The organism is Pseudoalteromonas sp. NFXS53 (assembly GCF_056629255.1).
This window is the reverse complement of sequence record NZ_JBWVBR010000029.1, coordinates 1-23,064: the sequence shown is the minus strand read 5'-3', so window position 1 is coordinate 23,064 and position 23,064 is coordinate 1. Positions and strand designations below refer to the sequence as shown.

At 40.5% G+C, this 23,064-nt stretch carries 9 protein-coding genes; all 9 read right to left on the bottom strand.

Annotated elements, in window-relative coordinates; genetic code table 11:
- Positions 1–39 precede the first annotated feature (39 nt).
- On the bottom strand, positions 40–843 hold the full coding sequence (locus AC1HJP_RS20270) for a VOC family protein (protein ID WP_480363313.1): 804 nt from the start codon (positions 841–843) through the stop codon (positions 40–42).
- Between the two features lie 115 nt (positions 844–958).
- Positions 959–5,434 carry a PKD domain-containing protein gene (locus tag AC1HJP_RS20265; RefSeq protein WP_480363312.1) on the bottom strand — a complete coding sequence of 1,492 codons (4,476 nt, stop codon included), beginning with the start codon at positions 5,432–5,434 and terminating at the stop codon, positions 959–961.
- A gap of 255 nt (positions 5,435–5,689) precedes the next feature.
- Positions 5,690–15,094, bottom strand: coding sequence for a leucine-rich repeat domain-containing protein (locus AC1HJP_RS20260; protein WP_480363311.1), 9,405 nt, complete (start codon positions 15,092–15,094; stop codon positions 5,690–5,692).
- A gap of 116 nt (positions 15,095–15,210) precedes the next feature.
- Positions 15,211–16,200: a hypothetical protein gene (locus AC1HJP_RS20255; RefSeq protein ID WP_480363310.1), complete on the bottom strand. Its 990-nt coding sequence runs from the start codon at positions 16,198–16,200 to the stop codon at positions 15,211–15,213.
- A 2-nt stretch (positions 16,201–16,202) separates the two neighbouring features.
- The gene (locus AC1HJP_RS20250; RefSeq protein ID WP_480363309.1) at positions 16,203–17,141 is read right to left on the bottom strand and encodes an autotransporter outer membrane beta-barrel domain-containing protein; all 939 of its coding nucleotides are present in this window, start codon (positions 17,139–17,141) and stop codon (positions 16,203–16,205) included.
- A 381-nt stretch (positions 17,142–17,522) separates the two neighbouring features.
- On the bottom strand, positions 17,523–18,578 hold the full coding sequence (locus tag AC1HJP_RS20245; RefSeq protein WP_480363308.1) for an OmpA family protein: 1,056 nt from the start codon (positions 18,576–18,578) through the stop codon (positions 17,523–17,525).
- 125 nt (positions 18,579–18,703) lie between these two features.
- The gene (locus AC1HJP_RS20240; protein WP_480363307.1) at positions 18,704–20,494 is read right to left on the bottom strand and encodes an ABC transporter ATP-binding protein; all 1,791 of its coding nucleotides are present in this window, start codon (positions 20,492–20,494) and stop codon (positions 18,704–18,706) included.
- Positions 20,494–21,915 (bottom strand): protein adenylyltransferase SelO, encoded by a 1,422-nt coding sequence (locus tag AC1HJP_RS20235; protein WP_480363306.1) that lies wholly within the window; start codon positions 21,913–21,915, stop codon positions 20,494–20,496. Before AC1HJP_RS20235 ends, AC1HJP_RS20240 begins: the two co-directional genes overlap by 1 nt.
- Positions 21,915–22,613 (bottom strand): DNA-3-methyladenine glycosylase I, encoded by a 699-nt coding sequence (locus AC1HJP_RS20230; protein WP_480363305.1) that lies wholly within the window; start codon positions 22,611–22,613, stop codon positions 21,915–21,917. Before AC1HJP_RS20230 ends, AC1HJP_RS20235 begins: the two co-directional genes overlap by 1 nt.
- Positions 22,614–23,064 lie beyond the last annotated feature (451 nt).

Sequence of the window (23,064 nt, the reverse complement as noted above, 5' to 3'; positions counted from 1 at the left end):
TTTCAATGCTTACTGAACTTGGGGCAAATACCTTTAATATCAAGCATCCAAATCAATATCGTCATTACAAGACTGTATAATTGAGAATACTGCGCCTTGCGGATCTGTGATAACGGCAAAACGTCCTATATTTGGAATATCGGTGGGCGGCACGCAAACTTGCCCACCTAAAGAAGCCGCTTTTTCAGACATCGCATCACAATCGGCAACAGCAAAATAGATCATCCAATGGGGTGGAATGCCCTCCCACTCTTCGGTCATTTCGAGCATGCCTGCAACAGGCCCCTGTTCATTACAAAACAAGGTGTAATCCATGTGTTCCATTTTTTCGACTTGGATCTGCCAACCTAAAAGCTCGCTATAAAACTGACCGATTTTTTCACTGCCTCGACAAGCCAACTCATGCCAATAAGGCGTATTCTTCTCTAATATGCGTTGTGTACCAATATGCTCGTTAGCTTGCCAAAATGCCACAAACGCACCGCCTGGATCGCTAATCATTACCATACGGCCTGCGTTCATTACATCACAAGGACCATGAATGACCGTTGCACCTAGCAGCTTTGCTTTATCGGCGATGGCATCAACATTTTCGACTGCAATATAGCCTAGCCAATGACTGGGAATATTCGCCTCTTTTTGCTCAGGCATCATTTGATACATGGCCGCGACATCATCGGCTTGCTTCTTTAGCATAGTGTAATAACAATCTTCACCGATGGGTTGAGCGTCAAACTGCCAGTCGAAGAGTTGCGTATAGAACTGTTTTCCGCCCGCCCAATCCGATGAACATAATTCTGCCCAGCAAAAAGCTGAAATGGGTGGTGAAGTGACTTTGGCCATAGTTAATTCCTTCTTGTTGTTTGCATTTACTTATTAGTTGAACAGAGTTCAATTAGCAAGCTACAGCAATAAAAAAGGCCCTCAATGGGCCTTTTAAATACTTAAAGATTAGCGGTTAGTTCGGTGGACTAAAAAGTAGAGGCACGTGATCTTGTGCTGTACAGGTATTCCCTTTTAGATACTTACACAAGGTTAATCCGTCTTTATTGTTACTGCCCGGCACAAGCTCAATTATAGTGTCGTTCCCGTCCATAACTAATTCAAGTTTACCATCCATGAAAGTAAACGGCATTGGACTACCGTCCCCGACAGTTAAATCCCCCGTAGTTTCATCACTCTCATTTGTTGAATAAGTCATAGACCATGCTATAGAGCTGTTACCTTCAACTTGATACATGGTGAACCATAAATGATAGGTTTCTAGTTTTTCAATATCCGTTGATTCGCTACGCTCACCAACGAATATGACGCCAGAATTAGGATACTCTTTTCCGTCAGCATCAAAGTTACTAAATTCTCTTGCCCAGAAGTAGCGCCCTTCATGCTCTGCCACCATTTGATAGCGCATTTCAGCTTCGAGCACACAAGTTGGTGACGCTTCACAGAAGCGGGTTCTCTCTTTTGTCTCAGGATTTACATAGCGTGCTCGGACAACTTGACCATCCTCATAACGGCCTTGATAAGAACTTTTTCCCGTACCAAATACGAATGTCAGATAAGAATCATCCTCTTCTTCAGGGTAAACTTCAGTACCATTTTGGCCACTGATCTGCTCTACGCCATCAAAGTAAACCCAACGGCCTTGGTAGTCTTCTTTACTGAGTTCAGGGGCCATATCTTTGATAAGTATGCCTGAAACGATCTGACTTGAATAAACATCTGCCAAATCATCAAAGTTATCAACAAACTGGTAGCCTACTGATAAGTCTTTAGTCATGTGCAAGTTATCAAACTCAGTATTCTCAAAGTTTAATTGCAATGCTCGACCCATCACCGACCATGTAAAGTCACCATTTTCATCTGGTTCATCGAATGTAGATGTCACAATACCTGTGCCATCAGCCATAAATTCAACATGACTGATTTGGTGGCCGTCAACTCTATCATAAGCAACCCACTTACCAACAAAGTCAACCTCTGATAAATCTATGAAGTCTCTTTCATAGTAGAGCTTGGCCATGAAATCATGATTGACGTCTCCGGTCATATAACCATCTGTGTAAACATCAACTCGTTCTGTGACTGCTACTTTCATTCCATCCATAGCATCGAGCTGTACCGTATAACCTTTGAGTTTATGTTCAGTCATCATGTTATTATCGGTATTACTATAGATAACAGGTGGGTAAGTTAAATTAAGCTCAATCATACCTTCAGATGCGACATACCAGTTTACATCGTACTCACCCATTGGTGTTTTAACTTTACCATTACCCCACCTATCTATACTTATACCCAGTGTTTCACCAAGGTAGAGATCTGAGTTATTGATAATAGAGTTGCCCATTAATGGCATCTGCTTCCAGATCTTCACCATGGAATCATCGGTGCAGCCCGATGGTAGAGTATAATTAAAAGTAACACCCGAACACGTGGCATCAACAGATGCATCGCATATTAACGCTCCTCCGTCGTTATTTTGCAACGTATCAAATGTTATTTGCGTATCTGTTGTTTGGTAGCTGCCACGTTCAAAGCCTATATCACCATTTTCTTCTGCCCACTGAATAGCAAAGTAGCGACTTTCAGGTAACAACATAAGCAAAGCCGCATCATCTAATATCCCCCATGCGCCTTCAACACCTTCAGAAGCAAAGCTCACTTTACTAAAGGATATTGCCCCCTCATCGGTGCCACCCAAGGCAAACTCGGAGTCAGATACGCTGTATTCGAAAGAAACACCTGAGCAGCTTTGTCCTGCTGGTGCATTACACACCAAGGCTTCACCATCATGGTTTTGCTCGGTCTCAAAAGTAATACTTGTACCGTCAGCTGTATAAGCACCTCTCTCAAAACCTACAAAACCATTTTCTTCTACCCATTGAATAGCAAAATATTTGTTGCCTGGTAAGAACATGAATATGACATTTTCATTCGCTAGCTCCCATACACCTTCTAAACCTGAAGAAGCAAAGCCAACTTTGTGGAATCCAACAGAGCCTTCACCCGCTATGTCAAATGTCAGCCCTGAAGAAGGATATAAACAAGCCTGAATATACTCTTGAGAGCTGGATATTATCTCTAGGGTATATTTAGCACCATCAACAAAGTAAACAATATTGCCACCTTCAAAGTTAAAGTTGTAACTTTGCTCCCCAAAGGTAATAACACCATCGAACCCTTCACTATCACGATTCATCTTCACCATCATCAAGTTACCCATGGCATCTTGTACCCACACATAGGTGTCGCCATAATTTGGTAATGTTTGATCAAAGGCGGTGATACTAAGGTCACTGTTATACTCAAAGATAAATAGTGCTGATTCGCTGACTTCCATCATGCCTTGCTCATTCATCCATAAGAATGTGCGTTTTAGGTAATAACGGTCATTCACCATAGCGAGAATTTCATGGTTCGTGATGCCAATCAGAGCACAATCGTCACGCGCTTCTATACAGCTTTCAACGCGATTACCATTTTGCATGTAGACCTTACGAACCATGGTATTACCATCAATATCCCATACATAATCACTACGTTCTAAGCCGAAATAAATAGAGCCATCAGGATATAAATCCATGTAGTAACTTTGGTTCAAGCCATAGAAGCCATGCCAACGACCAGACATTGTGCTTTCGTTTACCGTGACATCTGAAGGCTTGATAAATAAACCATACTCAGTATTTGGCCACTCATCGTCAGTCGTGTCTAGCGTAACAACTTGATATCCCGCATCCAGCACTTTGGTTAGCCAAATTGAAGCCGAACCTTCATATTCAAGCGTTTGTTTGGTGTCATCGGTAAAGTCTTTATAGTCGACAACGATAGCGCGACCTTCAATTCGCCATGTTACTTCTTCATCTGAGAATTCTGTGGTAATTGTGCCGTCAGCATTGAAAATAAGTTTATCTACTTGCTCTTCAGGGTCATCATTGAGTGTAAAGTCTCTGTCATGTAGGTCTAGATACCACATACCACCATCTGCTGTGAGTATTTCAGCTGTCGGCGCTGAGGTCTGACTCTTACTAGTGAGGTTACTGATATAGGTGACTGTTTCCGCGTCTTGTGCAGCGCCATCAAGCGTTTGGAAAACCGTTTCCGTGACTTCTACAGTTCTAAATACTTCATTTTCACCGAGCACTAACATACTCATACCGCTAACGAATGTTTCAACGCGCTGCTTAGTTTCATCTTCAAGCGTATTTTCAGAGACTGACTTTTTCAGAGGCTCTGCAAATGTCAGTGCTAACTTGTTGCCATCAAGCGCCCAACTACTTATCACTTGCTGATCGATACCATTAATCAAGCCTGTACTGTCTTCTTTTAAACTGACATGGTAAGCGATGTTGTTGTAATATCGAGGGGACTGAAGTATATACTCACCAACCAAACTACCTGATGGACCGGTTACCAGATCTTCATCTTCTTTAATTTCAGTTTTGGTTTTTTCGATTATGGTAGGGTCTTTCTCATTCACCTCAGCCTCAAACTCCTCTACCGTTTCTGTTGATGAGACTAAGTCGAGTGTATTTTCGACCCCTTCAGGTAACTCAAAGTCTGGGTTATCAACAACCACCTTTATCAAAGTGGCCAATTGCAATTTTTCATCCGCATCAACATTCAACAGTGCTGATTTCAGCGCTTCGTCATCTTTCGGCGTTTCACCATCTCGTGTGATAATCGCGTATTCAGCAGTGGTGACATTAGTGACATTAACAGAAAAATTTTCATCCTTTTGCAGCACACCATCATCACCGGCTTGCTCGATCACTTTCTCGACAGAGTTAAGCAATGATCTGAACTCAACATTACTTTGTTCACCGGTGCCTTGCGCTCTAATTTGTACCAGATCTTTTACTTCTGATTCATCCACAATGAGCTCAAGCGAGTAACTACCATCGCTGCCTGCTTGTACTTGGGCAGAAGAACCACCAGCAGAAATGGTGACATTGGCATTTGGTATAGGTTCGTCTGTAACAATGCCGGTAATAGAGACTGATGATACCTTGCGCTTGATCATAACAGTATGCTGCGCTTGTGCTGTTTTGGCCGTCGAGCCGTTATCAGTCACGGTAATCGTAAAAGTAACTTCAATGTCTTCAGATATGTCTGGACTCGTTACTGTTAAAGTGCTGGTATCTTGCCCACTGAGCGTTAAATCTAGGTTGGAGCTAGTTGTCCAAGCATATGCACTAATTTCACCGTCTTCATCCGCAGCAGTAGCGGTGAGAGTAAATTCAGTTTGCTCTTTGGCTTCAGTATCTGCTGCAACCGATACAGTTGGCGCTTTATTTTCTGGCGTTGGGGTTGGCTCTGGTGTTGGTGTTGGTTCAGGGTCATCTGATCCCCCACCACATGCAGTTAAGACCAAGCTAAAAGCTATTGGCGCTAATATTGAGCGCCAGTCTCTATATAATCCTGTTTTCATGAGTTATCCTGTGCAGTTTTTTATCGCGCTAAAGCCTCAGCGAAAGCACTTTATTCAAAATTACGGCACAATAAGCGTAGGCTAAGTTTTAACAGAACAGTTGATTATTTCTTTTTTTAGAATAAAAAAGTCTAACGAACAGAATTTAATATCCATTTTATTAATTAAAAGGGTTATTTGGGCATGAAAAAACGCGCCTCGAAAGGCGCGTTTTAGATACTTAATGAAGTATTGTGGTTATGAAAGCACGGCTTATTACTGCGCTACAAACTCAACCTTAATTTCACAGATATCGGTTACAGGTCCAACTGTAAGCGTCGTGCCCTCTAAAGAGAACTCGCCACGACAGCCGGTTATACTCTCCTTTGTCACTGTGTAATTAGTGTCCGGATATAGTTCAACCGAATGAGTGCTCTCAGGACTAATAAAGAAATTACTCCATCCTACCCAGCCATTACTTGATGATGTAATCACCACTGGATAGGCTTTGCTATAATGAAGGTTATAATAACCTAGCTCCTCTCTAAGCCTTTCAAACTCAGTAATTGTCCCGTCTGATAAAGGTGTTGAATAAAAGTGCAACCATGCGCCAGTGTCTTCAATAGTTTCAATACCAGTTACAGAGCTTAAATGTGTGCTCGCTGCATCAACAGATTTCAGTAATGGATTTGCATCTAGTGCTAAAACCGTAATCGGGTTATCTGAGATGCGTAAATCAACAAGTTCTGCATTTTGGCTCAAATCAATCGCTGTTAACTGATTGCTATGTAAGACTAACTCTTTAAGCATACTATTAGACGTAACTGACAATTCAGTTAAGCTATTGCCATTCAATTCAAGTACTTCAAGCTGTGAGAATGACTCGGGGTTAAACTTAGTTAGTTGGTTGTTACTTAAAACTAGCGCTTTTAACCCCGTGAATTGCGCAAGGTTTAATTGCGCTAATTCAGTATCATCAAGCTGGCTATAAGTTAAAGCTAGACGTTCAAGTTGCTCTGGGTTCGCTAAAGTTAACTTGGTTAATGGCAGATCAGTACTTCGACCATATAGTGATAGCTCTTTCAAAGATGCAACCGATGATAGGTCAACTTCCTGCGTGTTTAAATACTGCAGTTCTAAATTAGTCAAGTTAAAGAAAGCGCTTAATTCAGCAAAACTTTGAATATTAGAATCCCAGCAACTCAGCGCTTTAACCTGCTCAATCCAAATAAAGCCTGAATCATTCACACAATCCATAAGAGGCTGATTATCCGAAGTGATACCGGCTTTTTCGGCAAGTGCGACTTTATCTACAAACTTGATATCTAACGTACATGCTTGAGTGATAGGTTTAACAATCAAATGGTTTGCGTCTACTAACTCAAACTGACCATCACATCCTTCGATAGTACCTATCTCAAGGCCATCATTCGGATAAATATATAGATCTAAGTTAGTTTCACCATTACTGTGGTACTTGCCATTATCTCCCGATGCTTGAGTAGTATCAAAATTCACCATGATAGGATAAGACAGTGAATATAGTATGTTATACCCTTCTCTTTTAAGTCGCTCAAACTCATCAACCATTTCTTGAGTTAATGGAGACCAATAGAAATCAAGCCTTTGAACCGTATTCACATCAAGAGACTCAATGCCAATTACAGTATCAATGTAAGAATAACCTGCTTCAACATCCTGAAGTACCAAATTATTACTTACATCTAACTGACTTAAGCTTGTTTGATTCACTTTTAACTCTAGAAGCTGAGTGTTCTCGGCAAGATCTAGCTCAGTTAGAGGGTTATTTCCTAAATTTAACAACTGCAGTTGAACGTTTGTCGTCAAATCAACTGCTGTGACTTGGTTAATTGAGATATCTAACGTTTCAAGATCAGTAAACACTGAAGTATTAAGTTGCGTTAACTGATTACCGCGTAAACGAAGCTCTTTTAAAGCAATAAACCTAGCAATATCTAACGTTACTAAAGCATCATCATTAAGACCTACGTACTCAATAACTAAAGTCTCCAATAATTCAGGGTTGCTCAGCTTTAACTCAGAAGGTGACTGCCCGTACCTGAAATGAAGAGATGTAAGATTAGATAAACCAGTCAAATCAAGTACTGACTGTTGGTTGTCATATAACTCTAACGTATGTAAGTTTTCAAACTTACTTAATTCAGCAAAGCTCTCCACGTTATAGACACTACAGCTAAGTGACTTAACTTGTTCCGCATTAATATAATTTGTATTGTCCACACATTGTGCTAATGACTCATTAGTAATGCCTGCTTTTTCTGACAATGGTATAGCTTCTACAAACGATACGTCCAGCGTACACGCCTCTGAAATTGGGCCTACAATTAAACGGTTTGCGTCTAGTAGTTCATATTGTGACGCATCACAACCCGTAGCCTTAATTTCACCTACTTCAAAACCATCGTTTGCATATAAATAAACCTCTCTCGTTGAGTCTTTAGGTAAAGAGAAGTTACCATCATATGTGTCGCCATTATCGTAGGTATTAATGGTTACCGGATAAGCGATTGAATAACGAATATTATGGTAGTCTTCATAGTCGCGCAGACGCTCTATCTCAGCAACCATATCATCAGACAAAGGTGTTCTATTTAGATTAATATGAACCCAAGTCTTCAAGTATTCAATACCTGAGACAGACTGCAAGCCTGACTCATAGGCATTTAAGTCGTCTAAACGCACATTGGCACTGACATCCAGCTCAGTTAATGCCGCTCTTTGCAGGTGCAGCTGTCTCAAGAAGGCATTATTCGACGTATCAAGACTGACAAGTGGGTTATAGTCCGCATTTAACTCTTCTAAAAGCGTATTACCTGTAATCACCAACTCTTTAATGTCGTTATGATACACACTTAAGTATTCAAGCTGAGTTAGAGGTGACGCATCAAATTTAACTAACGCATTATCATTCAGCTCTAAACGCTTTAAGTTGGTTAACGCTGAAATACCTGAGTTATCGAGCGTTTCATTAGTTAAGTTAAGGCTATTTAGCTTTAACTCTTCTAGCTTCTCTGACTGAGGTAAGGTTAAGTTAGTTAAGTTATAACTGCTAGATACGCTCAGAGTTGAAAGGTTAGATAATTTAGATAAATCTAATGTATCTGACTGTACATCATACACTTCAAAACTTGTCAGTGTAGTAACATTAGCTAGTTCAGAGAAATCAAGAATATCAGCACCGTAACAGCCTAAGCTTTTTACTTGCTCTTCCCAGATGAAGCCTGAGTCATTTATACACGAGTACAAACCCGCATCTTGAATCTCTAACGCTTCAGCAAGGTTTGTTGCTGGGCCAAACTCAATGGCAAGGTCACAACTTTGAGTATTTTCATCAAATACCAAAGTGTCGGTTTGCAATTTAAGTTGACTTGCGTTGAACAGAATGTTCGCTTGACTAGCTCTGTCTTCTGCAATACCACAGCCAGACAGACTTGCTACTTGGAAACCGTTATTTGCATAAATAGACGTATAGTAGTGCTCACCTTCACCTAAAATAACTTGCAGCTCTTGAACATCACCGTTATCACCTGGTAATAAATTAACCTTGTAAACACGTGAGTAGTTCAAGTTGTAATAGATGCCTGAGAGGTACTCAAGCTCTGAAACCGCTTCATTCGTGAATGGGTTCCTACCAAAGTATAACCCCGCCCATTTATCGCTGATATTCTCAATGCCAGTGACTTCTTTTAGCTCGTTCGAATATGCATTCACATGATGTAGCTGAGCGTTATTACTGAGATCTAAGCTGGTTAGCGCATTGCCATATACTTCTAACTCTGTTAGCTCTGTATTACTACTGATATCCAATGCGGTTAGTTGGTTATTTGACGCATCTAAATACATCAACTTAGCATTACCAGATACATTTAACTCAGATAACTGATTATCTCTCACTGACAAACGTTCTAGTTGTTGCAACTGAGATACATCAAGCTTAGTCAATTGATTTCCATATAGTTCTAGCTCCTTTAAGTTCTTAAACTGAGCCAGGTTCACACTTTCAAGCGCGATATCATCAAGTGCGCTATGACGGATAACTAACCTAGTCAATTGCTCTGGGTTGTTAAGCGCGAGCGACTTTAACGGCATTTGATAATTATTGCTGATCTCAAGCGATGTTAAATGCTCTAAAGTCGATAAGTCTAAGGCTTCAGCTGTAAGGTTGTGCAACTCCAATGAGCTAAGAGCTGGTAACTTTGAAAGCGGACCAAAATCTTGGACATCTCGCCAACAGTTCAGATACTTAACTTGCTCTGCCCAAATATAACCAGAGTCGTTTAAACATTCAGTAAGAGCAACATTGTCTTCTGGGATTTCAAGTTTAGTGGCAAGCGGCACCGCTTCAGTAAACTCGACATTGATATTACATGCCTGTGTCACTGAGGTGATTTCTAAGTAATTCGCATTCAGCAGTGTTACTTGGTCGTTTTCAGCATCACAACCTGAAATACTTGCGACCTCGTAACCCTCATCTGGCTGGATATACACTGTTACCGGCTCCTGGCCAACAAGTACTTCAGTGCTATTCACCTGTCCATTTTCATAGCCACTCTCATCAGGAATAATCGCGATAGTGACCAGTTGCGCAACAGAATAATGAATGTTTTCAAACCCATCTTCTTGCTTTAAGCGCTCTAGTTCATCGACCGTTTCATCTGAAAGCGGGTTGTTGTGGAAGTCAAAATAGCCCCATTTACGTTCGCTATTCTCTAAACCAGTAACAGTAACTAGACCTGTACTCTTTGCATAAATATTGTCAATCAATATGTTATTAGTAACATCTAAACTTTCAATATCGTTATGCGAGATACCAAGGCTCTCTAACTCTGTATTATTGCTAACATCAATCTGCGTTAATTCATTGTCAACAACCCAAAGAGACATCAAGTCTAGGTTATTAGACAAGTCAATCGATGTCAGCTCATTATAAGACACATTTAGATGCTTTAATTGCTCAAAGACAGATAGGTCAAGCTTAGTGATAACATTATTATCTAAGTCAAGATGTTGCAGGTTGATATACTCACTCAGCTTCAAGCCTTCAAGTTGAGCGTCATTCAGTCTATTACCTTGTAGTGACAAATAGGTAATATTTCCTGGCGCAGCCACGGTTAAGCTATTGAACCTTTCATTGTAGCTATAGTTGATGCTCACACTGGTTAACGCTGTTAACGCAGATAGATCGACATCAGCAATATCAATGTTATGTAAATCAATACTCTCTAGGTTAGGGAATGCTGCAAGTTCAGATAAGTTATTTATGCCATTATATTGATGATCACATTGTAGCGCTGTGACTTCATCTAAAGCCCAGAAGCGTCGTACATGTGACTGCTCATCAACACAAAGTGCCAATTCTTCGTCAGTGATCGAAGCCTGCTCTGACAGCTTCTCAAGTGTTTCGAATCTTGCTGTGATCGTACAGTCGCTGCTCAGACCATCGATAACATAATCGCCACCCTCTCTGTAACCATTACACCCTTCGATTGCTTTTGGTGCATAGCCATAGTCAGGTCTAATTTCAAATCTAACTGTGTCGCCATGGCGGTATATATGATCACTGTCATACATGTCCGTTAACTTGCCATTCACGTCAGACTCGATAGTTACTTCGTAGGCTGGCTTTTCTTTTACAAGTGCTACTTTATCATCTTCTTGACAAGCAAAGCCTTGCTCATAACGACAAACTACAATGCCATTTTGATCGTTATCAACCAACTCAATAACATAGTCAATGTCTTCTAGCGGCTCATAGTAGTTAAGTTTGCCACCTGCAAGTTCAATATGATGAGTTTCAACATCATCAAAACTTAAGAAGAATTGTGACTCCTCTTGCTCTGCGTCATATTCACTAAAGAAGCGCCACTCTACTGCTGAATCTGGCAGTATCTCGTATAACCTACCGCCAATATTATTTTCAGTAAATTCAGGAATCTTCGTTGAATTAGTAAATTCATATGTCTGAAGTACAGCACTTCTATCTCTTAATTCACCAGAACCTAGAACATCATAACGGTTCGAGATGCGCTCTATAAAATAGCGACTTTCATCTTGAGCTATTAAACGGTAGTCAACCTTGTAAAATAAGGCACAAGATTCTGACGTCTGATCGCAGTTTGCTTGAAGAGTATTAAAGTCACGATATATGTAACGAGTGTAACCATTATCATCAAAGACGCCCTGACCACCATAGCTATACATTAAGCTGCCAATCTGGCCATCTTCATAAATGATATGCTCACTACTGGTAGCATCTGCTGCTTCACCATAAGCATAATATCGCGCACCAACATAATTATCTTTGGTAATCGCAATATCACCACGCTCTATCATTAGTGCAGCACCCGACGCAATTAAACGACCTTCACTGTCAAACTCTGTGGCGATAGCCTGTAAGCCAACACTGATGTCTTTTGTATTAACAAGCTGAACTTGATTGCCATCTTCAAGGTTAAAAGTCAGAACATCATTCTCACCAATTGACCAAGTGGCCATTTCAGCTTCAGACTCATCAATACTGCGTACTTCTGCACTGCCATCTTCGGCAAATTTAATCGCAACAACATCATCAAATACAGATAAGCTCCACTCTTTACCCACGAGTTCAGGGAAAGGTAAACCTAAGTCGCTTGAATTAAATGCAAACGTGTTAAAGCTATTTGGCCGAGACTCTTCATCGGTTGGTTGACCATCTTGTGAGTTATAGCGAGTAATATTGGCTGTCAACTCATACTCTTGTGCTTTTGCATCAATAATTTCAAACTCAATGCTCTCAAGTACCTCTTTCCAACCTCGATAGTCACCTAAATAATCATTATTCCAAGTGATAAGCTCATCAATTGGTGTGACCTTGATTACACCTTCTTCGTCGCTCCATAGCGCATCGACCGAATAATCTGAACTTGACAATGTCGCGGTGCCATCGTTCTTCAGAGTCACTTGATAAACGCTGCCACGATAGTAATCGGGATTGTAGAAGGTTAAGTCGCTGATCACGCCATCACTTGACGCATCAGACTCTTTAAAGGTTACGTCAACTTGACAATTCTCAGTCAATTCACCAATAAGATACTGTCTGCCCTGCAACGTACCACTACAGCCTGTGACCTGATCTATGGCAAAACCAAAGTCAGGTAAAATTGATAATGCAATATGCTCATCATAAAGCAGCTCAGCCTGCTCCGGTGTCACTTTACCGTTATCACCTACATTGGTTTCGACTGTAAAGCTAGGTTTAGCGGTGTTAAGTGTTAATAGGTTTGTGTCTGGATCACAGCCTTTAGACTTATCGAAAAGACACACAGATAACGCACCGGCTTCATAGCCTTCTAATGAAATGCGATATGTCACGCCATCGGTATAAGTATATTCAAGCGCACCTTCAACAAGTTGTGCGACATACGTTACGCCATCAATGGTCACACTATAGCTATTATCAACATTTGGCGAGATAGATAACTTTGCGTATTTTTCTCCATCGAAATAATTTAATGTGGCATCAAATGCCAACATCTCAGCTTCAAACTCATCATATGCAAGGTCTGTCTTCTCATATATGTATAGCCCTGCATCAGATAACTCTAATTCACCTTGGCTGTTTGCACGCCACTCTTGGTGATAACCAAACCAGATATCGTCATTCGTATTCAGAATTTCTAGTTCGCTTCTGTAGTAAGCCGTACAGTTTTCTTCGCTGGTATCACAGAAATCTACGTTTTCACCATCAATGCTATAAACACCGCGATGAATAACACTATCTTCAACCCTTGCCACCATAGATGTGCGGTTTAAACCCGCTTCTACACTTAGATCTGGTAGAATATTGACATCATAGTCGTCCATTGTATGGCCTAAACCAACTCGCCAACGACCAACAATATTTTCCTCATTGATTTCGACGTCATCTAGCTTAACAAAAAGACCATAGAAGGTTTCTTTCTTACCGCTGTTATCTAAACCAACGGCTTGATAAACTGCATCTTCTTTCCACTCTTTCGTGAGCCAGAAAGTAATAACCTGTTCAGTGCCTTCATCGTTGTAGGTAATGGTTAATTGGCCATTTGCATCAAGCGTCCAACCTAAAGTAGAGCCATCTTCGTCAGAAATATTACCTTCAGAGTCAATCGTAAAAACGAATACTTCATCGTCTTGCTGGTTGTCATTGAAGCTTTGAATTGCCCATGTGCCTTGCCATGCCTGCGCATCAAGCGCAAAGGTCTCTGATTTTTTGAATAGATTCGCTACCCCTAAAAGAGGACCGGAACTGATAACGCTTTTTTGTTCACCGTTTTCGTACTGTTCGACATCAGCCTTACTGATTTCAATAACTGTGAACGCGTCTTTATCTTCTAGTAACGAAAACTCGAGTGATGAGAGTCTCTTCTCGTGCTTTTTAGCTCCATCAGTCCAACTGTCAAGCAGCAGATTGTCTTCCGTTAAGTCAACCTTTACTACACCGTCGATGACTTCCCATGTAGTATTTACAGCTTGGCTAGCTGAAATAACCGCTTCACCAGAAGTCGCACCTTCATCTGCACCGTTTAAGGTAAGGTGGATTGCTCGGTTATTATACGCACGTGGCTTATTAATAATAAAGTCACCAAGTAAGCTTCCTGACACGGCTTCAAGTAGCTCTTCATCTTCTTTGATGTCTTTAAGTGCTTTTTCTAAAACTTCAGGTTGAGTTTTCTGAATTTCAGTTTTTGTTTTTTCTGCATTTTCTTCGCTTGTAACAAGGTCAAGCGTTGATTTAACGTCATCAGGTAACTCAACACCATAATCAACAACCGTTTTGATCAACGCAGCTAATTCTAATTTTTCTTGCGCATCGATACCTTTTAGGCGGTTTTCTAACTCAGCTTCATTTTGTGGTGCTCCACCATCACGCTGTAGTAGCGCATACTCAGCTGTTGATACGTTAGTAACATTAACCGCAAAACTTTCTTCTTTTGTTAAAACGGCATCATCACCCGCCAAACTTTGCAGTGTATTGGTTGAAGGCAACTGAGATTTAAACTCAACAAATGCTTTTGTCGAGTCTGGCTGACCCTTAGCTGTTAAAGTAACAAGCTGATCAACTTCACTTTCATCCACGATGGCAGTAATTGAATAAGCGCCTTTGTCATCCGCTTGAGCATCCACAGTGCTATTACCCGCAGTCACTGTGACTAATGCATTTTCAATTGGCCCGTCGGTTACAATACCTGTGATCGTCACACTGGAAACTTTACGCTTAATTGTAACCGATTGAGTCGAAGAAGCTGTTTCACCGTCATCATCGGTGACAGTTACCGTGAAGCCTACTGTTATATCCTCTGATATATCAGGCACGGTGAAAGTCGCAGACTCTGAATCTGTATTTTCAGGTTTTAAATCTAATTGAGAATCATGTGTCCAAGAAAAAGACTCAACAGAACCATCTTCATCACTTGCCGTTGCCTTCAGTGTAAAAGCAACTTGCTCTTTGGCCTCTGTCAGTGCCTCTATGGTGACGGTCGGTTTTTTATTTTCAGGGGCCGGAGGCGGGGTACCGCCACCACTAGAATCAGGAGTATCATCACTCCCTCCTCCACAGCCAGTGAGCATTAAACTTGTCGATAACAAGCTCAGTGCGAACTTTCTTGATAGATGCATACGCATTGTGGTCTCCATTTCCAAATATGTATGCAAGGGCAAATTCCATATCAATAGAATTTGTAAGTCCCTTTGCAAATATATTTTATATTGTTATGAAATTATTGAAGTATTTTAAATTATTATAATGCTTTTTTCAGTTCATTTAATTGATCTGAAAAGCTTAAATGTCTTAAGTCTCCCAACCCAGCTTTTTGAGTTAGTTGAAATAATTGTGTTTCAAGCGCCAGAAGTTGTGCCTCTACACTCTCGCTCTTAAGTGCCTGCTCTCGTGATTTATGCTCAGAGAAAAGGCTATTAATACGTTGTATTTGCAGCTCAGCAAGTCGCGTTTTATCTTTAATTCCGTCATAGTCTCGAACGTTATTTCTTGCAAACGTTTGGGCTGTTTCGGCTGTGCCTTTTACATCAGCATATACAGATGGCAAAACCTCTGATTTTTCTGAATTAGCTAGTGACTTTAACTGTGAAAACACTTCGCCTAAATAAAACTGCTCTACAGCATCTTGTTCGAGGTTATGTAAGCGCTGACTAAATTCAGGTAAATATCCTTCAACTTTGGCTTTCTCACCTTCAATTAAAAGCGCTTTCAATTCATCATGGCGCTCAACTAATTGTGTATATTGTTTTGAGAAATTCTTTTGCGTTTCAATATTGTCCAAAACTAAAAAGTGAGCTCTGATAGGTTCTAGAACAGCAACAATGGCATTTTTTGAATTCTCAGCACTTGTGATCAACGCAATGATATTTTGTGACTGCTCCATGACTTCGTCAGCAACCGTATTCGAAGAAAATAAAGATGCTTTATCTAAGGCCCTTTCAGGCTTAGCCTGAAGCTCAGCAAACTCTTCTTGTAAATCACTCCAGATTTTCTTGGCATCTTGAACACGCTCGGGATCATAATCACTTAATGATTGAGACGAGGCATTTTGCATCGCTGTTTTCGCTGATGTGTAAGCCTCCTGAGCTTTGCTATAGGCTGCTTGAACTTGTGCTTGATCGACTTGTTTACTGCCGACTAAATCACCTAACCCTCCAGGTACAGCATCGAGTGTTTTACAGCCAGACAAGGACAAAGCAGTTATAGCCACAACAATCGCTGTTCTTCTCATTTTTAATAGCTCCATTGTACGCCCGCTGAAATTGATACATTTTCAAATTTAATATTTGGTACTGTTCTACGACGGCCATCTACTTCTTCTGAAATTTTATCGCGCTCTTTATATTGCGCATCTACACCAACCATCAATGCAATATGGTCCATAAGTTGGTAACGTACCCCCGCTCTACCCATCACACCCCAACCATTAAAGCTATCTGTTAGTGTCACAGATTCGATACTGGTATTTTGAGTTCGAGAGTAAAATGGCGTGCTTATTTCTGTTTCTGCATACCAACTCACATTATTGAAAGTGTCAGCCAAACGGCTATCGTAACGAATGCCTACAGCGCCTAATATACCCATTTGGTCTTCGGTAATAGAAACAACCGGTGTTAAATAGTTCGGATTGTTGGCAAGAATATCTGTAGCCTCTTTGCGCTGTCCTGGTAAATCGAACCTTGGTAAATCATCTCCCTCACCTAGCGCTTTTAAAGCTTCATCAAAACTGTTTGCACCAGCTCCTAGTTTAAAGCTTGAACGCGTAAAGCTAGACGTATGAATGCGTGTTCCAAAAGTTAGCTGCACTGATTTGCTTAAGTTATATGCCATAGACAAAGCAATTTCATTCGCTTTAATTTTAAAGTCATTTTGCTGAACATCACCAAACTTCTCAGCCGTCCATACTTCAGTATCAATAGACGTTGCGATAGTTGCTGCACTGGCAATATAAAACCCCCAGTCGTCATCAATACCAGTATAAGAAAGCTGACGAATAGCAGGATTAGTAACAGAAGCCTTTTGTTTTAAATCCGTAATACCTGCAACATTGTCTAATTGCTCGCTATAGTCGACGGACTCGAAACCTAAACGCACTTCACTAAAAGATGGATTTGGAGCAGCAACGGCAGAAGTTGAAAGTAGAATGCTAGAAAGGAGAAAAGCCTTTTTCATAATTAAACCTTGAGCTAAAAGTGAGTAATTCAAGGTTAAGTGTAGCTCAATCCCTGATTACAACTTATTACATTTGTTGAACAATTTTAATACACCCAAGCACTTAGTCAAGAAAGATTATTAACAGAAGCTTAATAAAGTAAGAAAGTCCGAATACGCTTACATCAATAATTAAGTCATTGATGGTAACTGAACAAAGTCGCACCAACCCTTTTTCAATGGCCGCCATATCGTTTAAAAGAAGCGTAATTTTGATAATGGTATTGTTAGCTCCTTACTCAAACAAGTTGCTTATTTAGAGTTTTAAACTTAAAAAGCCCGCAAATATTGTACAAAAAAGCCAGCATAAGCTGGCTTTAGTATTTATAAGTGTATTTTATTTTAGCGCTTCACTTTTACACGTTTAACCGAAATTAATTTCGCTTCTACACGTCTATTTTGTGCATGTGCTTCTTCAGTGTTAGCTGTATTTTTTAAACGCTCTTCCCCGTAACCAATTGCACTTACTCGACTTGCATCAATACCTTCTGAGATTAATTGCTTAGCAACTGAATCTGCACGCTTTTGAGAAAGCCATTTATTATATTCTGCCTTACCAACTGCAGATGTATGTCCTTCTAAACGTACCGTTGTCTCAGGGAATTCATTTAAGAATTTCACTACTGCATCAATGTCATTCAAATATTGCTGAGAAACAGCTGAGTTATTATTTGGGAAGCGAACTAATAGACTCACTGTCACTTCTTCATCTTTGTAAAGCGTACAGCCACTCGCATCTACCGCATCCGTCATAGGCGTATTAGCACAGCGATCTTCAGCATCAATGATGCCATCTTTGTCTGCATCTTTAGGAGCTTGAACAACAGGCTTTGGTTCAGGCTTAGCAATTGGTGCAGGTGCTGCTTTAACAGGCTTTGAAGAAGTAGCGCCAAACGCATAGTTAATACCTAATTTTGCACCTACATCTGTATAACCGCGATCTAAACCTTGGTAGAGTGCTGTTTCAGCATTTACAAATAAGTTATCAGTTAAATGATGACGATAGCCTGCACCTACATTAGCAAATGTATTTGATGTAAAAGCATCGATTGATTTCAGGCCAAACAATGCATAGAAAGGACCACCATCAAAGTGATAAAGTCCGTCAACACCAAAACGATCGCCACTTAAAGAACCTGTTTTTGAACCGGACAAATCAAAATCCATATCAGCGTACTCTAAACGTGCACTCCAATAGTCGTTAAAACGATAACCTAGCTCTGCACCCCATGATGTTGAGTCGTCAACATTTACACCCGCTGCATCTCGCATTTGTTGCCACTTAGCTTTGTAGTAATCGCCGAATACACCAAGGTATACACCTTCCTTTTGCTCTTTAGCATTAACTGCTGATGTAGCTAGAATAGCTACTGCAAGGCTTAGCATTTTAAATTTCATTGTCATTCCCCATTTATAATCAAGATAAGCAACTCAGTTCGTCGCTTGTGTGTGATTATAGTAGAAGAGCCAAGCTTAATCTTTACTTAATACTTTAATATTAAATTGTTCATTCAACATTCACATTACAATTGATGAGAAAATAGCGTCTGATATAAACCTTCCTGTCTTATCAGTGTATTATGATCACCGAACGCTGATACTTCACCATCATCTAATACATAGATCAAATCAGCTTGAGCAATTGCGCTGAGTCTATGAGCAATAATCAGAGTTGTTCGATTTTTTAAAAACTGAGTTAAGTTGCGATGAATTTTTGCTTCGGTCTCTATATCTAATGCTGATGTTGCTTCATCTAGAATAACCACTTTAGGATCTGCCAATACCATTCTAGCGATTGCTAAGCGCTGTTTTTGACCACCTGATAAACGCACTCCATTACGGCCAATTAAAGCATCTAGTTGTTCATCTAACTTTTCTACGGTTTCAGTTAGCTCAGCAGTGGCCAAAGCTTGCCACAATTGCTCATCAGTAAACTGGCCGCCCATTGATAGATTTTCTCTCACTGAAGCATTAAGCATTACGGGCTGTTGCAGTACGGTCGCAACATGCTCTCTTACTTGTAGATAACCAATTTGCTCTATTTGTTTATCATCAATAAAAATACTGCCAGATTGCTTCTCATATAAGCCTAGTAGCAATTGCACTAACGTTGATTTACCGCCGCCAGAAACAGCGACAACCGCAACTTTCTTACCCGCTGGGATATGCATAGAAACGTTTTTTAGTACCGGTTGCTCACTGTGATAACCAAAGTGAACCTGTTCAAAACGAATATCTACTTGCGGATTTTTAAATGCTTTAACACTTGGAGTCGCTGCAGGTTTCTCCGTCTCAAAAGCAAATACTTGGTTCAAACGCTGTAATGCAGCGGATGCACCATAGTAGGCATATTGCATACCTAATAGCTCTTGCACTGGCCCCATCATAAACCAGAGGTAACCAAACACCGCGAAAATTTGCCCAACCGTTAGGTCTGCAAACACCACCATGATCATCGCAATGGCTCTAAACACCTCAAAACCGAGTAGGAAAATAGTAAAACTAAGACGACTAACTGCATCAGTCTTCCATTGAGATTGAACAGAATAATGCTTTAGATCTTTTGCTGTTGCTTTTACTTGCTCGAAATATTTTCCTTCACGGCGAATTGCTTTTAACTGCGCAATCGCATCTAAAGTTTCTACCAGTGACGATTGAAACGCCTCAAATGCGCCATTTTCTTTTTTCTTTAGATCTTTAACACGTTTGCCAAACTGTCTTGAGAAATAAATAACAGCAGGGTTCAACAGAAGAATAATGGCTCCTAATGTTAGGTCTATCCAAAGCAAAATAACTGCGGTGCCAATAATAGTTAACAAGCTAATTAGAAACCGTGACAAGGTTTGGCTAATAAAGTTATCAAGTGTTTCAACATCAGTAATACAGCGAGAACTGATCGCGCCACCACCTTGCGTTTCATATTCTTTGAGTTGTACTAATGGCAAATGATTTAACAGCAAACTGCGAACTTGAAAACTGATGTCTTTCCCAATAATGGTAAATTGTCGAGATTGTAAAACACCCAATACCAATGCCGATAATCGCATCAGCACAACATTCAATAAAACAAAGAGAATATAGCCAACTGCATTGTGTGCAGAATCAGGCAAAAGCGTATTCATAAACTCAATGGCTGCGCCTGGCTTTTCGAGTAGAACTTCATCTACTAATAAGGGCATCATTAAGGGTATAGGCACACTGACCAGTGCGGCCAATAGTGCAATGATATGGGCATAAATAAGCGACTTACGATGTGCAAGCACACCCTGTTTAATTGTTTGCCAATTTAGCGGTTCACCAGAACTGATTTGCATTATGTACCGCAGAAAGTTTGATAGGTTTCAGGTTTCGAATGACGCGCAGTAAATACTTGGTCATATTCTTGATAATCATATGGGTTATTTAACATAGGTAGCCACTTTTCAAGTAAAGGGCTGTGTCCTTTTTCATAAAATTCCTCTATGACTTTTTCGACTAACTCATTACGAGGCACAATGGCTGGGTTTGCCTTTGACATCAAAGTAGCCACCTCGGCAACATCAAACACTGAGATCCTTGTTTGCCATTTTGCTACCCATTCATGCAATTCTGCAGGGAGCGTAAACAGTACTTCTTTGTTTATTGCCAATGAAGTCAATGCAGCAAAAGTATTGGTGTAATCTAGTTGGTGATTCTTCATTAACACCAACAATTCCGAGAGTAGGTCGCTATCTGAATCACGCCAATCTGGTAACCCTAATTTCTGTGCCCACATAGTATGATAGGCTGCGTTGAAAGACTTAGAAAAATCACTCAGCACACCGGTCAGCTTTTCGAGCGCTTGATCTTCATCACACGCCATAATTAACATCAGAGATTCTGCTAATCGTGCGCAATTCCAGTGGGCGATATTTGGTTGCTGACCAAATGCGTAGCGACCTTGTTTATCTATAGAGCTGAATACAGCATTGAAATCGAAAGCCTCAAGCATGGCGCACGGCCCAAAGTCGATGGTCTCGCCAGACACCAAACAATTATCGGTATTCATAACTCCGTGGATAAAGCCCACTCTTAACCAATCAATAATCAATGAGATTTGGTTGTTACAAACATGCTTTAGGAAATCACATACTCTATCATCACCTTCAGATTGAATTTGTGGGTAATGACGCTTAATCGCAAGTTCTAATAAACGTTCCATGCCCGATTTATCTTGCTGTAACGCTAAATATTGAAAAGAACCAACCCGTATATGGCTAGATGCCACACGGCAAGCTACCGCACCTGGCACATAGCCCTGCCTATAAACATCATTACCTGTTGTGATTACAGACAAACATTCTGTCGTTTTAACCCCAAGTGACTGAATAGCTTGGCTCATCACAAACTCTCGCACTGCTGGACCAAGTGCATAAAGGCCATCGCCGCCACGAGAAAATGGTGTTGCCCCAGAGCCTTTTAATTGTAAATCAAAGAGATTCTTACCCTGAGTAGTTCCTAGGTAGTGCGCTCTACCATCTCCAAGTGTTGGATTGAAATGACCAAACTGATGACCTGAATAGGCTAATGCAGATGCTGGAATGCCCTCAATGCTACTTGAGCCTGAAAGGTAAGAGATCATTTCTTCTTCTGTCCAATTTAACTCTAACCTTTCAAACAGCTCTTTATTAAATAAAACGAGTTTAATTGAACTTGGTCGAGCCATCGGATAATCAACAGCAAAGCCTTCTGTAATTGCCGCATAATCATTCTTCATTATTCACCCCCATCTACATTAACGTAGTTATCACCAACACTATAAGCAATAAGCTGGCTTAGCGCAGTTAAAGACCAACCGCTTTCTTCTGCTAGCTTATTAAAAAAAGACTGAATTGCAGTAAGAGATTTCTTTGTTTGCAAACCACCGTCAATGATTTTGTGTGCTCTAAGATAAGACTCTACATCTCGAGATAAAATAAATGTGTCTTTACCCATAGCACGTAATGCGTAAGGCCCTGTGTTACCGCCTAATCGCGCACCCTGTTTCTTTAGTTCAGCCCAAAGGCCAATAATGTTATCTTCAGGCCAATCGGAAACAAATTTAGCAAATGAGCCATGTTTTTGTGCAATTTCATAGATCATGTAGCAGTTATGTGGAATCGTTTGTACTTTCTTGAAGTTACGGATGATACGCTCATCCTGTGACTTCTCTTCGAGTTGCTCAGGCGACATCATCAGTAATGCATCGATATCAAACTGCCAAAAAACCTCTCTAAAACCCGGCCATTTCGCATTGATCACTGACCAATAAAAACCACTTTGAAATACTTTCTTAGTAAACGCTTCAAGCCAAAGCGAATCTGAGTGTGACAACAACTCTTGCTTCGTCAGTGGGGTAGATATCAACAACTTTAAATTTTGCTCACCTAACTTTCTTTCACATGCCCTTTGATAAATCTCTTTGAAGGATTCCAAACCAATACCTTTCAATTAATTAAAACGCTTAATACGCTGAAGATCTCTAATGTGTTTAATGATAAAGGAATTAAGTGCAAATAGGTGCAAAATTAGCGACTGCGAACGTAGTGAGAGAGCTTCTTTCGCGCAAGGTGAAGTGAGCTAGTTTAACTGAAGGTAAGGGTTTAGTTATTTGCGCTTATGAAAAATGTTTCAGAACGAAGAAGTAGCTTCAGTGAAGGTTGTTCGTTTCACCTTGCGCTAATTCGTCTTTTTATCACCGAGCATTGCCTCATCACCGTGCGGGACGATTTAGCACTCAAAAGCAAAAAACCCGCTGCATTGCTGCAACGGGTTTCTTTAAGTGCTCGGGGGCGCCTAGCTGGGGCAATCTTTGCTGGCGATGTTCTACTTTCACATGGACGAAATGAAACCGAAGCGAAGCTTCGCAGTTCATTGAGATGAGCAC

Coding starts and splice junctions, on each gene's coding strand:
- AC1HJP_RS20265 (WP_480363312.1), bottom strand. CDS start 5,434: ATGAAAACAGGATTATATAGAGACTGGCGCTCAATATTAGCGCCAATA.
- AC1HJP_RS20240 (WP_480363307.1), bottom strand. CDS start 20,494: ATGCAAATCAGTTCTGGTGAACCGCTAAATTGGCAAACAATTAAACAG.
- AC1HJP_RS20250 (WP_480363309.1), bottom strand. CDS start 17,141: ATGAAAAAGGCTTTTCTCCTTTCTAGCATTCTACTTTCAACTTCTGCC.
- AC1HJP_RS20235 (WP_480363306.1), bottom strand. CDS start 21,915: ATGAAGAATGATTATGCGGCAATTACAGAAGGCTTTGCTGTTGATTAT.
- AC1HJP_RS20255 (WP_480363310.1), bottom strand. CDS start 16,200: ATGAGAAGAACAGCGATTGTTGTGGCTATAACTGCTTTGTCCTTGTCT.
- AC1HJP_RS20245 (WP_480363308.1), bottom strand. CDS start 18,578: ATGAAATTTAAAATGCTAAGCCTTGCAGTAGCTATTCTAGCTACATCA.
- AC1HJP_RS20260 (WP_480363311.1), bottom strand. CDS start 15,094: ATGCGTATGCATCTATCAAGAAAGTTCGCACTGAGCTTGTTATCGACA.
- AC1HJP_RS20270 (WP_480363313.1), bottom strand. CDS start 843: ATGGCCAAAGTCACTTCACCACCCATTTCAGCTTTTTGCTGGGCAGAA.